The following is a 12,834-nucleotide window of genomic DNA, read 5'->3' as shown; positions in this document are numbered from 1 at the left end:
CCACCTCCGCCGGCGCTGTCCCACTTTCAGCCGTAGTAACCCTTTTCGAGGTCGTCCAGCAGCCCGGGGTGCGCCGGCTGCCAGCCGAGCAGCTCCCGGGTCAGCTCGGCGGACGCCGGCTGGTCGATCGCCAGGAGCGCGCCGAGGAAGCCGAGTTCGTCGGCTTCGACGGACGTGACCGGCAGGCCGAGCCGGCGGCCGACCACCTCCGCGACGTCGCGGATGGCCACGCCCTCGTCGCCCACCGCGTGCAGCACGGAACCCGCGGGCGCCTGCTCCAGCGTCAGGCGGAAGAGGTGGGCCGCGTCCAGGACGTGCACCGCCGGCCAGCGGGCCGTCCCGTCGCCGACGTAGGCCGCGATGCCCTTCTGCCGCCCCGCGTCGACGAGCCGCGCGATGAGCCCGTGGGCGTCCCCTTCGCCGTGCACCGAGCGCGGGAGCCGGACGAGGGACGCGCGGACGCCGCGTTCCGTCGTCGCGAGAACGGCGCGGGCGATGTCCGCCCGGCCGGCCACCGGGCCCCCGAAGACGGCCTCGTCCTGCTCGGTCGCCGCGCGCCCGGCCGTGAACGGCGTCCCCGAGGCGGCGACGAACGGCTTGCCGTCGAGCACGGCCGTCATGGCGCCGACGGCGGCCGCGTCGGTCCGGATCGCGGCGTCCATCCGGCTGAAGTCGTGGCCGAAGGCGAGGTGGACGACGCCGTCGGCGTTTTCGGCTCCGGTTTTGAGCGTTTCGAGATCGTCCAGGTCGCCGCGGAGCACGTCGGCGCCCATCTTTTCGACGGCCGCCGCGGCCGCGTCCGATCGGGCGAGGCCGACGACCTGGTGGCCGGCGTCGAGCAGCTCGGGCACGAGGGCCGAGCCGATCCAGCCGTTCGCACCGGTGACGAAGACACGCATGAGAACCTCCCTGTGATGACACCTGGTGCCGTCAAGCTACCACGTCTGACGGCACCGGGTGTCATCGCTTAAGCTGGAGGCATGAGCCGCTGGGAGCCGAACGCACGCGAGCGGCTGGTGCGCGCCGCGGTGGCGTCGTTCCTCGAGCGCGGCTACGACGAGGTGACGGTCGCGGAGATCACCGAGCGCGCCGGCCTGACCAAGCGGACGTTCTTCCGGCACTTCACCGACAAGCGCGAGGTGCTGTTCGCGGGCCAGGACATCCTGAGCCGCATCTTCGCAGAGGCGATCGCCGCCGCCCCCGCCTCGGCGACCCCGATCGAGGCGATCTCGGCCGCGCTGACGGCCACCGAGACGGCGTTCGGCCCGGACCACCGCGAGTGGGCCCGCAAGGTCCAGACGGTGGTCGCGGGCCACACCGACCTGCGCGAGCGCGAGCTGTTGAAGAAGGCCAAGCTCCGCGCCGCCATGGCGGATGCGCTGCGAGAGCGTGGCGTCCCCGACCCGGCGGCGAGCCTGGCCGCCGAGATCGGCGGGCTGGCGTTCACGACGGGCTTCGCCCGCTGGGTGGCCCCGGCGAACGAACGGGACTTCGGCGAAGTGGCCCGGGAAGCCCTGTCGGAACTCGTCGAGGCGACGGCCAAGCTCGGTTGAGCTTCACCGAGTCCGATCTTCGTTCTGCCGGTCGCCGGCCCGCTGGTCGCCGGTCTCGCGGCTCCTCGTGACGGCCTGCACCACGAGGTAGCCCGCGGCGGCGAAGGGGATCACGAAGATGATCCAGGGGAAGGAGAAGGTCCCGCTCGTCTGGTTGGCGACATAGATCGCGTAGCCGATCAGGAGAACTCCGCTGACGACGGCCCAGAACCGTTCGGACGCCTTGATCTTGGGCGCGAAGGCGACCCCGACCATGACGACGCCGCTGAGCAGGCTGAAGACTTCGTACGCGCTCATGACAATTCCCTTCCTGGTGGCTTCAGCGGGGCAGGGTGCTGCCCTTGGGTCCGTGGCTGTGCGAAACGAGCTTGGCGAAGCAGTGGTCGGCGTCGAGGTGCTCGGCAACGCACCAGGCGTTGGCCTCCGCGCCGGAACCGAACGAGCGGCTCGCCACCGTGACCCAGAAGTCGCCCTTGGTGTAGCTCGTGTAGTCGCCGGACCAGAGCAGCAGGGCCGACGGGTACGACTGGCGGGTCGAAGTGAAGTCGGCCCAGATCGCGCGGTAGTCGTAGGTCCTTCCGTCCGCGACCAAGCCGTAGTTCTTCGACGACAGCTGCGGAACCCACTGGCCCGCCAGGACTTCCACCTGGGTCCGGTCGGTGTCCACCTGCTGCCGGAGCGTGCTCTGGGCGGATGTCTCGTCGCCGGCCGAGGTCGTCGGTGCCGACGACGTGGGTGGCTCGGCGTAGGTGTACGGCACGGACACCGTCGACGTCGTGGGAGTCGAGTAGCCGTAGCTCCCGTAGCCGCCGTCCGCCCGCGTGCTCCCGCCGCCGGTGCCCGCGTAGCTCGTCGTCCCGATGCCGAGCGGGTGCCCGCAGACCTTCGCGGTCCCGGCCGTGGCGCGCTCCAGCTCGAAGCCGTTCGTCCGGTCGGCGTCGGAGATCCGCTCCAGCGCGGCGGCGTCCGCGCTCAGCCCACCGCCCTGGTACCGGCCGGCCAGATCCCCCAGATCGCCGGCACTCGAGAAAACGGCGTTGTCGAACAATCCGCTCGAGGTCAGGAATTCCTGACCGAGTTCATCGAATTGGGTGCACAGCGCCCGCCGGTCGACCGGGCCGGTGGCACAGCCCGCGACCCCGATCACCCCGCTCACGATCGCGATCAGCACGACCGGCTGCCAACGTCCTGGTTTCATCTCCGCCTCCGCGTTTCTCGGGGCGGATGTCGGCGGCCGCGGGAATTCCGCTACCGGGTCCGGCGGAACTGACGTGGAAATGACCGGTAACCGAATACGCGAAAGCGGGACGAAAGGTGATTCGCCACCGCTCAGCCGTCCAGGAGAGCGCTTCCCAGCGGGGTGAGCGAATGCAGCACGGTGTTGCGCTCGCGGTGCGTGATGATCAGCCCGGCGCGCCGCAGCACCGTGGTGTGCTTGCTGACCGCCGACGGCGTGACCCCCAGCCGCGCCGCCAGCTCGGACGTCGAGCAGCCCACCTCCAGGACCGTCAGCGCGGCCGCGCGGGTCGGGCCCAGCAGCTCCGCCAGCGCCTTGCCCGACGCCTTGCGCGCCCCGCGCCCGAAGCCCGCGGGCGGCGCAGCCTGGCGGACGCACGGGTAGTGCAGCCGCGGCGTGCCGCCCGGGGCCGCGGGGACCAGGGCCGCGCACACCGAGAAGTACGTCGGCACCAGCAGCAGGCCGGTGCCCTCCGACGGGACCGTGCCCGGGATCCGGTCTTCGGTCTCCAGGACCGGCGCCTCCCAGCGCACCAGCGGGCGGAGGCCGGTCAGCAGCGCATCGACACCGCCGTGGAGCAGCAGCTGCGTGCGCATCCCGAGGTCGGCGTCCACTTGGCCGGACACCGTGTCCCAGCCCGGGGCGAGCGCGAGCTCGTGGTACTCGCGCATGACCTGGACCAGCCGCGGAAGACCCGCCGTGTCGCCGTCCGCGAGCGCGGCGGCCCACGCCGGCAGGTCGTGATCGGCCGGCGCCGTGCGCAACGCCGTCTTCAGGCTCACCGAATCGGTCTTGAGCACCGCCGTGAGCCCGGACTCCAGCTCGTAGCGGCCCGCCGCGGGCAGCAGGAACTGCGGGATCGGCGCGTCCGGCCGGCAGAGCCACATGAGCACCGCGGCCGAGTCGGGCAGGCTCTGCCACACGCGGTAGCGCCACCGGTTGAACGCCGCCGAAGCCGCCGCGCGGCCGCCGTCCCGCCGTTGCAGGACCTGCAGGCTCGCGGCGAGCTCGCCCATCGGATCGGCCGCGGCCGCGAGCCCGACGCGGACGAGGTCCCGCAACGTCAGCTCGATGCGCACGTGCTCCCCCTGGTGTCTGCCCGTCTATCGGCGCCGCATCCGTTCCGTTACACGCCTGACGTGCGTTCTGTCCCCTCGCGGAAATGACCTCGACGACGACGGGAGCGCACTGAATGATGGTTTCGGAGACCGCTTTCGGGGTTTGACGGTCTCGACGAGGGGGATTCGCCGGCACGTCCTCGCGCCGGGTCCACGGTGGCCCGGGGCCGGTTCGCGCCTGCCTTCTTCCTTCGTGACCACGGGTGAACCGACGAAAAGGGGAACGATGACGAAGATGAAGCGGCTGATGGTGACGGTCGCCGCGGCGGCGGGGCTGTTCGGCCTCGTGTCCGTCCCGCAGGCCGGCGCGGCGCCGGCTCCGGCCGAGGGTCAGGGAACCGCGGTTTCGGCGCTCGCCGGCGGGATCAAGCTGCGGCCGGCGAAGGTCGGTGCCGCGCACCGGTCCACCGCCGGGGTCGCGGGCGCGCAGGTCGCCGAGGCCGACGCCTACCTGATCGAGTCGGCCGCGTTCGGCCGTTGCTGGGACGGGGACCTGGGCACCATCGGCGCCAACGGCACGAAGATGCAGCTGTGGGACTGCGACGTGTACGCCGCGAACCAGGCGTTCTACATCACCCGCATCCCGGAGGGCTACCTGCGCTTCCAGAACGTGCAGAGCGGCCGGTACCTCGACGCCGACCTCGGCACGGCCGGCGCCAACGGCACCAAGATCCAGCTGTGGGACTACCGCGCCGGCGCCAAGAACCAGTGGTGGGCCGACACCGTGAACCCGGAGGGCTACCTGCGGCTGCAGAGCCCGCAGAACAACCGGTACCTGACCGGCGAGGGTTCGGTCGGCGCCAACGGCACGCGGCTGCAGCTGTGGGACTACATCGCCGGTGGCAAGTCGCAGTGGTGGTACTGAGCCACTTCCGGCCGAAGCACTGAGTCACTGAGGCACTGATCGGAAACGCGGGTCCCGGACGGGGCCCGCGTTTCCGTTGCCGGCGAACGGTTCCACGGGTGGGAAGAGCCGTTCACCGCGCGGGCCCCTGGCTCACAGCTCCGCCAGGCGGTCCCAGGCCAGCAACCCCGCTCCCAGCCGCCCGGCCTCGTCGCCCAGCTTCGCGATCCGCAGCTCCGGCATCCGCTGGAACGTCAGGTGCGAAGCCAGCCACTCCCGCACCGGCTCCAGCACGTAGTCCGCCGCCGTGAACAACCCGCCTCCGAGGACGATCACCTCCGGCCCCAGCAGCGTCAGCAACGTGCGGATCCCGTGGCCCAGACCATCGAGCGCGTCCTGCACCACCGCCACGGCGACCTCGTCCCCGTGGCGGGCCAGCTCGACCACCTCGCGGGCGCCGTCGGCCGCGCGGCCGGTGCGTTCGGTGTAGCGGCGGGCGATCGCCGCCGCCGAGGAAATCGCCTCCAGGCAGCCGATCGCGCCGCAGCCGCACTTGCCAGGGTGGCCGACGTCGATGTGCCCGACCTCGCCCGCCTGCCCGTGCGCGCGGTGGATCCGGCCGTCGAGCAGCAGCGCGGCCGCGATCCCCGTCCCGACCGGGATGAACGCCGCGTTCGTCGCGCCCTGTCCCGCGCCGACGCGGAACTCGGCGATGCCGCCCGCGGTGACGTCGTGCCCGAACGCCACCGGCAGCCCGAGCCGGTCTTCCAGCAGCTCGCCGAAGGGGACCTCGCGCCAGTCGAGGTTGGCCGAGAAATGGCAGACGCGGGTCTCCTCGTCCACGATCCCGGGCACGACGACGCCGACCGCGGCCGGCGCCCCGGTACCGGCCTGCGAGGTCAACGCGGCCACGATGTCCGCAACCTGCGCGGCCAATGCCGTGCCGTCCGCGCTGCGCGCCGTCTCCGCGCGCAGCGCCGCCTGGGGCTGGAGCTGCTCGTCCAGCAACGCCGCCTTGATCGTCGTCCCGCCCACATCGAGGGCCGCCACCATTCGAGTCACCGCGGCATTGTCACATTGACGGAGCCCGAACGGCGGACCTACGCTCAACCGGCCAGACGAGGAGATTCCGGAACGCGGTGCAAGTCCGCGCGGTCGCGCCACTGTGACCCCCGCCAGGGGGAAGCCAGACCCGGACCCTCGTGAACGACCCCGATGAGGCCGCGAAAGCCCGAGGAGGCCACGCTCATGTCCCACACGGCAGCTCCCGCCGTCCCGCTCCCGATCCGCATCCCGATCCGTGAGATCGTGCCGTGGGCGGTGTTCGTGGTGCTCCTCGCCCTGATCGCGTTGTACTTCGTGAGCGCCGAGCAGGGCGCGACCGCGGTGTTCGCGAACACGTACGTCCACGAGTTCGTGCACGACGGCCGGCACCTGCTGGCCTTCCCCTGCCACTGATCGGCGGCACGGCTTCCCATGATGAAGACCCTGCTGGTCCGCGGCATGCTCGCGGGCCTGATCGCCGGTGTGCTCGCGTTCGGGTTCGCCTACGCCTTCGGCGAGCCGTCCGTCACCACCGCCATCGGCCTCGAAGAGTCCGGTGGCCATACCCATTCCCACTCCCACTCCCACGACGCGGGCGCCACTCCCGCGCCGGCGGAGGAACCCGAAGAGGAGCTCGTCCCCCGGGACATCCAGAGCACCGCCGGGCTGCTCACCGGCGTCGTGGTCTACGGCGTCGCGATCGGCGGCCTGCTCTCGCTCGCCTTCGCGTTCGCGCAGGGCCGCCTCGGCCACCTCCGCCCTCGCGTGACGGCGTTGCTGCTCACCGGCGGCGCGTTCGCCGTGGTGTTCCTGGTGCCGTTCCTGAAGTACCCGGCCAACCCGCCGGCGGTGGGCCAGCCGGGCACGATCGGCTCGCGCACCGAGCTGTACTTCGGGTTCGTCGCGGTGTCGCTCCTGGTGGGCATCCTCGCGACGGTGTCCGGCCGCAAGCTCGCGGACCGTTTCGGCGCGTGGAACGGCTTCCTCCTGGCCGCGGCGGGCTACCTCGTCGTGATCGGCGTGGTGGCCTGGCTGATGCCGGCGGTCGACGAGGTCCCGGCGGACTTCCCGGCCTCGACGCTGTGGAGCTTCCGCACGGCTTCGGTCGGTACCCAGGTGACGCTGTGGCTGGCGCTGGGCCTGGCGTTCGGTGCGCTCGCAGAGAAGTCGCTCACGAGGAAGGCCGCCGTCACCGCATCGTGACCTCGTGACCGGCAACCGTCCGGCCCCTTCGGGCGTGGTGCGGTGGACGACGAGGGGGCAACGGTGGCGAACCCGGCGACGATCCGGCTGACGATCAAGGTCCTGTTCATGACCTTGGCGCTCATGGCGCTCACGCCGATCGGGGCAGACTGGCTGACCTCGGTCGGCGTGGGCGAGTGGACGGCCGTCTGGGTGGTGGTCACCGTGCCTTTCGCGGTGCTGCTGATCGGTACTCTGTACTGGCTGCGCACCGGGAAGCGGTCGCCCTGGGCACGGTTCCTGCCGTATTGGGTGAGCGGTCCGGGGATCGTTCTCGGTTTGTGCGGCCTGGTCACCGGGGCGGCGTCGCGAGGTCACGTGTTCGTGCTGGTCTTCATGGCGGTCCCGGCCGCGATCGTCCTGCTGGGTCTCACCCGCGAAGCGCGCCGAGCGGACGCCCGGCTGCACCCGGACGTGGCGGCGAAGCCGGACAGCGGGCTCGAGGACCCGTTGCGCTAGGGCGCGCCGGGCGGGACGAACGGCAGGTCCTTCGGCGCGCCCAGCTCCAGGAGGGTGCGCAGGGCCGCCGTGTCCAGGTGCTCGTCGATCGCGTCGGCCAGCTTTTCCAGCATCTCCTCGCGGAGGTCGGCGAAGCCGGGGGCGTCCGCCGCCGGCGTCCAGCCGACCCCGGCCTGGGCCGCCGCTTCCGTGAGCCACGCGCGGCGGAAGGCGTCGTTTTCGAAGGCGCCGTGCCACATCGTGCCCCAGACCGGGCCCTGGCGCACGCCGTCCAAAAAGGACTCCTGCGCCGACGACATCGTCACCGAGCCGTGGTGGATCTCGTACGCGTCGACGCGGTTGCCGCGCCACTCCCCCGACGGGCGGGCGAGCACCTTCTCTTCGGCGAACGTGACCCGCGCCGGCAGCAGGCCGAGGCCCGGTACCGCACCGGCGCCGGACTCTACCTCGTCCACAATGGACTCGGCGAGCATCTGGTAGCCGCCGCAGATGCCGAGCACCGGCCGGCCCGCCGCGGCGCGGGCGGCCACCGCCGCGTCGAGGCCGCGGTCGCGCAGCCAGGCGAGGTCGGCCACGGTGGCGCGCGATCCGGGCAGCACCACGACGTCCGCCGCCGCGACGGTGTCGGGGTCGGCCGTGAGTGTGACGGTGACACCGGGTTCGGCGGCGAGGGCGTCGACGTCGGTGGCGTTGGAGGCGCGCGGGAAGCGCACGACGGCCACCGCCAGCCCCCGGCCGTGGGCCTCGCGGCGCCAGCCCGCGGCGGCGAGGGCGTCCTCCGAGTCGATCCAGACGCGGTCGAGCCACGGGAGCACGCCCAGCACCGGCCGGCCGGTCACCTTCTCGAGGCTGTCCAGGCCGGGCCGCAGCAGGCCGACGTCGCCGCGGAACTTGTTGACCACCCAGCCGGCGACGAGCGCCTGGTCGTCGGCGGAGAGCAGGGCGAGGGTGCCGAACATGGCGGCCAGGACGCCCCCGCGGTCGATATCGCCGACGACGAGGACGGGCAGCCCGAACCGCCGCGCGAGCCCCAGGTTGACGTAGTCGCCGCCGCGCAGGTTGATCTCGGCGGGACTGCCGGCGCCTTCGCAGACGACGACGTCGTAGCGGGAGCTGAGGTCTTCGTAGGCGGCGAAGGCGATCTCGGCGAGCCCGGCGCGCCCGGTCGCGTACTCGCCGGCTTCGAGGGTCCCGAAGGGTTTCCCGAGCGCGACGACGTGACTGCGCCGATCACTGCCGGGCTTGAGCAGCACGGGGTTCATGGCGGCTTCGGGCTCGACCCGCGCGGCGCGCGCCTGCAGCCACTGGGCGCGCCCGATCTCGGCCCCGTCGGCGCAGACCATGGAGTTGTTGGACATGTTCTGCGCCTTGAAGGGGGCGACGCGGACGCCCTGGCGGGCAAGCCACCGGCAGACCCCGGCGGTGACGAGGCTCTTGCCGGCATCGGACGTCGTCCCGGCGATCAGGAGGCCGCTCATCGAGCAGCCCCCGCCGCGGCCACCACCGCGGATGCGGAACGGGTCACCAGCGTTCGCCCGCGGTCCGAACGTCGCGAACGACTCATTCGCGCCACCCCGACTTTGCCGGGCCGCACCCCAGACAGGGCGGGGGCCGCCGCCCCGGCGGCCACCACCACCGCGGCCACCCCTACCAGCCGGGACAGCCGCACCGCTCTCCTCAGGTCGACCGGCTCCGGATCGCGTCCCTCACCCAGCCGCGCCCGGCTCTCCACTTCGCCGCCGTAGCTGTTGGTCCCGCCGAGGCGGATGTCCAGCGCCCCCGCGAACGCCGCCTCGACCTGGCCCGCGTTCGGGCTCGGGTGCTGCCCGCCGTCGCGGCGCCAGACCCGCCACGCGCCTCGCGTGCGGCCTCCCGCCAGCGGCGCGCACAACGCCGTGAGCGCCGCTCCGAGCCGCGACGGCACCAGGTTGGCCACGTCGTCGGCCCGCGCCGCGGCCCACCCGAAGCGGCGGTAGCGCGGTGACCGGTACCCGACCATCGCGTCGAGCGTGTTGAGCGCGCGGTAGCCGAGCAGCCCGGGCATCCCGGCGACCGCGCCCCAGAACAACGGCGCCACCACGGCGTCCGAGGTGTTCTCGGCGATCGACTCGGTCGCCGCGCGGGTCAGCTCGGCGGAGTCGAGCGTCGTCGCGTCGCGCGCGCAGAGGTGCGAGAGCCGTGTACGCGCCGAAGGTACTTCACCCGCTTCGAGCAGGAGGGCCATTTCGGCGCCTTCGGCCGCGAGGCCGCGTCCGCCGAGCACTACCCACGTACACGTCGCAGTGAGCGCGAAGCGTGCGAAGGGACGTCGCCGTGTCGCCGTCTGAAGCGCGACGCCGAGGCCGACAGCACTGAAGGCGCACAACCCCGCGTACGCGGCTCCGCGCGGCTTCGAGTCCGCCCACAGGACGCGTTCGAGGCGCGCCGCCGCCGAACCGAAGAGCGCGACCGGGTGCCCCCGTCGGGGGTCGCCGAACAGGGTGTCGGCGACATATCCGGTCACGAGTCCGGCCGCGGTTGTCCCTAGACGGAGTGGCACGTGGCGCACGGTAGCGCGTGCACCACAATGCCGGGTATGACTGTGCCCAACGCCGCCTCCGCGGGAAAGAGAACGTCGGCGGAGCCCAACGCCTCTTCCGCGGGAAAGAGAACGTCGGCGGAGCCCAACGCCTCTTCCACGGGAAAGAGAACGTCGGCGGAGCCCAACGCCGCTTCCGCGGGCAAGAAACCGTCGGCGGGGCTGACGTCCCGGCTCGCCGGGTACCTCGAAACACTGGCACGCGCCCTTCGCCGGTACGGACGCGACGACAGCAAGGTGCTGGTCCTCGGTGGCGTCCGCTCGGGGAAGTCCCGGCACGCCGAGCGGCTCGCCGCCCACCACTCGCACCTCGTCTACGTCGCGCCCGGCCTCCCCGCGAGCGACGACGATCCCGAATGGGCCGCACGCGTGGCCGCGCACCAGGCGCGGCGGCCGGCGCACTGGAAGACCGTCGAGACCACGGACCTGGCGGGCACCCTCCGCAACGCGACCGAGCCGCTGCTGATCGACTGCCTCGGCACCTGGCTCTCCCGCGTGCTGGACGACGTCGGCGCGTGGCGGCAGAAGCCGGGCTGGGAGCACCGGCTGGACGACCGGCTCGAGGACTTCCTGGCCGCCTGGGCCGCGGCGCGCGTGCCGGTGATCGCGGTCAGCAACGAGGTCGGCAGCGGTGTGGTGCCCGCAACGTCGTCCGGACGGCTGTTCCGTGATGTGCTGGGCGCACTGAACAACCGGGTGTCCGCCGACGCCGACCGGGTCGTGCTGGTCGTCGCGGGCCGGGCGCTCGACCTGTAGCCAGGAGGCGCCCGTGTTCGACGTTCCCGTGCCCGACCCCGCCGCCCGCGCCGCCGCACTCGAGCGGCTCGACGGCCTGGTCAAGCCGCTCGGCGCGCTCGGCAGGCTGGAGGAGATCGCCGCCTGGCTGGCGGCGGCGCACGGGAGCGTGCCGCCGCGCCCGCTGGACGACGTCCGGGTGGTCGTCTTCGCGGGCGACCACGGCGTGTCGGCGCTGTCGGCGTACCCGCGCGAGGTGACCGCGGCGATGGTGCGAGTGTTCCTCGCCGGCAAGAGCGGCGTGAACGTCCTGGCGGCGCAGGTCGGCGCGAAGGTCCGGGTGGCCGACCTGGGCGTCGACTGGGACGGCGCGGACGTGCCGGCGTCGGTCACGGCGCACAAGATCCGCCGCGGGTCGGGCTCGATCGACGTCGAGGACGCTTTGGCGCCGGGCGAGGCGCAGGCGGCGTTCGAGGCCGGCCGGGCGATCGCCCGGGAGGAAGCGGACGCGGACGTGCTGATCCCGGGCGATATGGGGATCGGCAACACGGCGATGTGCGCGGCGCTGGTGGCGGCCTCGCTCGGCCTGCCGGCGGCCGAGGTGGTCGGCACGGGAACGGGCGTCGACGCCGCGGGGCTGGAGCGCAAGACGGAGGCGGTCGCGGCGGCTCTGGCTCGGACTTCGGGCCGGCTGGAGGACCCGTTCTCGCGCCTGACGGCTTTGGGCAGCGCATGCGTGGCGGCGACGGCGGGGTTCCTGGTCGAGGCGGCGCTGCGGCGGATCCCGGTGCTGCTGGACGGGGTGTTCTCGGGCGCGGCGGCCCTGGTCGCGCGGGACATCGCGCCGGGGGCGGAGCAGTGGTGGCTGGCCGGGCACCGGTCCACCGAGCCTTCGCAGGCGTTCGCGCTGAAGGCCCTGGGGCTGGAACCGATCTTGGACTTCGGGCTGCGGCTCGGCGAGGGGAGCGGCGCGGTCCAGGCGGTCCCGGCCCTGCGGGCGGCGCGGGCGATCATCGCGGACATGGGACTGCTGGCGGACCTGGCGTGAGCGGTAGGCGGGAGCGCCCCAATGTGGCGTTGGGTGCGTGGGACGCACCCAATGTGGCGTTCGGTGCGCCAGACGCACCCAATGTGGCGTTCGGTGCGTGGGACGCACCCAATGTGGCGTCCGGTGCGCCAGACGCACCCAATGTGGCGTTCGGTGCGTCAGACGCACCCAATGTGGCGTTGGGGCGCTCGTGAGCCGCTGGGGCGACTCCGTGCGGATGGCCGTCGGGACCCTCACCACCGTTCCCGTCCCGGCGCCCCGCGTCATCGATCGGCGCGTCGCCGGGGGTGCCATGGGGCTCGCGCCCCTCGCCGCCGTCCCCCTCGCCGCCGCCGCCGGGCTCGTCGTCGCCGGGGGGAACGCGCTCGGCCTCCCTGAGATCGCCACCGCCGCGCTCGCCCTCGGGGCCGTCGCGCTCGGGAGCCGGGGCCTGCACCTCGACGGGCTCGCCGACACCGCCGATGGCCTCGGGGCCTCCTACGACCGCGCCAAGGCCCTCGACGTCATGCGCCGCGGGGACTCCGGACCCACCGGGGTCGCGACGCTCGTCTTCGTGCTGCTCGTCCAAGTCGGCGCGCTCAGCCAAGCCGGCCATCCGATCACCGCCGTCGTCGTGAGTGTGCTCGTCGGGCGTTGCACGCTCTCGATGGCCTGCGCGCGCGGGGTGCCGTCCGCGCGGCCCGAAGGACTCGGGGCGACCGTCGCCGGTTCGGTCCCGAGAACCGTCGCGATCGGCATCGCCGTGGCCGCCGCCCTGGCGAGCGCTCTGATCCCGGGGATGGCCTGGTGGCGGGGCCCGCTGGCCGTGGCGATCGCCTACGTCGTGGCCGCGGCCCTCCTGGCCAGGTGCACCCGGCGCCTCGGCGGTGTCACCGGCGACGTCCTCGGCGCCGGGGTCGAGGTCGCCGTCGCCGCCTCGCTGCTCGCGCTCGCGTAAAACCGCTCGCGTAAAACGTCGTACCCCACGCCTAAGGTC

Annotated in this window: 15 protein-coding genes; 8 read left to right on the top strand and 7 right to left on the bottom strand. The window is 73.0% G+C overall.

Features of this window, described 5'->3' with window-relative positions; genetic code table 11:
- Positions 1 to 26: 26 nt before the first annotated feature.
- Positions 27 to 899: an SDR family oxidoreductase gene (locus ACZ4TR_RS45985; RefSeq protein WP_465295041.1), complete on the bottom strand. Its 873-nt coding sequence runs from the start codon at positions 897 to 899 to the stop codon at positions 27 to 29.
- An 81-nt stretch (positions 900 to 980) separates the two neighbouring features.
- Here ACZ4TR_RS45985 and ACZ4TR_RS45980 point away from each other — a divergent pair, with 81 nt between their 5' ends.
- Positions 981 to 1,553, top strand: coding sequence for a TetR/AcrR family transcriptional regulator (locus tag ACZ4TR_RS45980; RefSeq protein ID WP_465295039.1), 573 nt, complete (start codon positions 981 to 983; stop codon positions 1,551 to 1,553).
- Positions 1,554 to 1,556: 3 nt separating this feature from the next.
- Here ACZ4TR_RS45980 and ACZ4TR_RS45975 read toward each other — a convergent pair whose 3' ends face one another.
- The 3 genes from ACZ4TR_RS45975 to ACZ4TR_RS45965 all read right to left on the bottom strand — a co-directional run bounded on the left by ACZ4TR_RS45975 (position 1,557) and on the right by ACZ4TR_RS45965 (position 3,869).
- A complete protein-coding gene (locus ACZ4TR_RS45975; protein ID WP_465295037.1) occupies positions 1,557 to 1,850 on the bottom strand; it encodes a hypothetical protein in 294 nt (97 codons plus the stop codon).
- A gap of 22 nt (positions 1,851 to 1,872) precedes the next feature.
- The gene (locus ACZ4TR_RS45970) at positions 1,873 to 2,751 is read right to left on the bottom strand and encodes a hypothetical protein (RefSeq protein WP_465295035.1); all 879 of its coding nucleotides are present in this window, start codon (positions 2,749 to 2,751) and stop codon (positions 1,873 to 1,875) included.
- Between the two features lie 131 nt (positions 2,752 to 2,882).
- Positions 2,883 to 3,869: an ArsR/SmtB family transcription factor gene (locus ACZ4TR_RS45965; protein WP_465295033.1), complete on the bottom strand. Its 987-nt coding sequence runs from the start codon at positions 3,867 to 3,869 to the stop codon at positions 2,883 to 2,885.
- Positions 3,870 to 4,134: 265 nt separating this feature from the next.
- On the opposite strand from ACZ4TR_RS45965, the gene ACZ4TR_RS45960 reads away from it, so the two are divergent.
- The gene (locus tag ACZ4TR_RS45960; protein ID WP_364512087.1) at positions 4,135 to 4,773 is read left to right on the top strand and encodes an RICIN domain-containing protein; all 639 of its coding nucleotides are present in this window, start codon (positions 4,135 to 4,137) and stop codon (positions 4,771 to 4,773) included.
- Between the two features lie 132 nt (positions 4,774 to 4,905).
- Here ACZ4TR_RS45960 and ACZ4TR_RS45955 read toward each other — a convergent pair whose 3' ends face one another.
- Positions 4,906 to 5,805, bottom strand: a complete 900-nt coding sequence (locus ACZ4TR_RS45955; protein WP_465295267.1) for an ROK family protein — start codon at positions 5,803 to 5,805, stop codon at positions 4,906 to 4,908.
- A gap of 195 nt (positions 5,806 to 6,000) precedes the next feature.
- Here ACZ4TR_RS45955 and ACZ4TR_RS45950 point away from each other — a divergent pair, with 195 nt between their 5' ends.
- The 3 genes from ACZ4TR_RS45950 to ACZ4TR_RS45940 are packed head-to-tail and all read left to right on the top strand — an operon-like array spanning position 6,001 to position 7,497.
- On the top strand, positions 6,001 to 6,210 hold the full coding sequence (locus ACZ4TR_RS45950; protein ID WP_285448934.1) for a CbtB domain-containing protein: 210 nt from the start codon (positions 6,001 to 6,003) through the stop codon (positions 6,208 to 6,210).
- A gap of 18 nt (positions 6,211 to 6,228) precedes the next feature.
- A complete protein-coding gene (locus ACZ4TR_RS45945) occupies positions 6,229 to 6,999 on the top strand; it encodes a CbtA family protein (RefSeq protein ID WP_465295031.1) in 771 nt (256 codons plus the stop codon).
- 42 nt (positions 7,000 to 7,041) lie between these two features.
- Positions 7,042 to 7,497, top strand: coding sequence for a hypothetical protein (locus tag ACZ4TR_RS45940; RefSeq protein ID WP_465295029.1), 456 nt, complete (start codon positions 7,042 to 7,044; stop codon positions 7,495 to 7,497).
- Here ACZ4TR_RS45940 and ACZ4TR_RS45935 read toward each other — a convergent pair.
- Both ACZ4TR_RS45935 and ACZ4TR_RS45930 read right to left on the bottom strand, forming a co-directional pair.
- The gene (locus tag ACZ4TR_RS45935) at positions 7,494 to 8,975 is read right to left on the bottom strand and encodes a cobyric acid synthase (RefSeq protein WP_465295027.1); all 1,482 of its coding nucleotides are present in this window, start codon (positions 8,973 to 8,975) and stop codon (positions 7,494 to 7,496) included. The genes ACZ4TR_RS45940 and ACZ4TR_RS45935 overlap by 4 nt on opposite strands.
- Positions 8,972 to 10,036 (bottom strand): cobalamin biosynthesis protein, encoded by a 1,065-nt coding sequence (locus ACZ4TR_RS45930; RefSeq protein WP_465295025.1) that lies wholly within the window; start codon positions 10,034 to 10,036, stop codon positions 8,972 to 8,974. Before ACZ4TR_RS45930 ends, ACZ4TR_RS45935 begins: the two co-directional genes overlap by 4 nt.
- Before the next feature lie 201 nt (positions 10,037 to 10,237).
- Between ACZ4TR_RS45930 and cobU the strand changes: the two genes are divergently transcribed.
- The 3 genes from cobU to ACZ4TR_RS45915 all read left to right on the top strand — a co-directional run bounded on the left by cobU (position 10,238) and on the right by ACZ4TR_RS45915 (position 12,795).
- On the top strand, positions 10,238 to 10,831 hold the full coding sequence (gene cobU, locus ACZ4TR_RS45925; RefSeq protein WP_465295265.1) for a bifunctional adenosylcobinamide kinase/adenosylcobinamide-phosphate guanylyltransferase: 594 nt from the start codon (positions 10,238 to 10,240) through the stop codon (positions 10,829 to 10,831).
- 13 nt (positions 10,832 to 10,844) lie between these two features.
- Positions 10,845 to 11,858: a nicotinate-nucleotide--dimethylbenzimidazole phosphoribosyltransferase gene (gene cobT, locus ACZ4TR_RS45920; RefSeq protein ID WP_465295023.1), complete on the top strand. Its 1,014-nt coding sequence runs from the start codon at positions 10,845 to 10,847 to the stop codon at positions 11,856 to 11,858.
- A 217-nt stretch (positions 11,859 to 12,075) separates the two neighbouring features.
- Complete coding sequence (locus ACZ4TR_RS45915) at positions 12,076 to 12,795, top strand: adenosylcobinamide-GDP ribazoletransferase (RefSeq protein ID WP_465295263.1); 720 nt, start codon at positions 12,076 to 12,078, stop codon at positions 12,793 to 12,795.
- The last annotated feature ends 39 nt before the right edge of the window (positions 12,796 to 12,834 follow it).

It is taken from the genome of Amycolatopsis sp. NPDC028719 (assembly GCF_055565395.1).
Note: the sequence above shows the minus strand (reverse complement) of the source record. Positions and strands in the feature narration are given on the sequence as shown.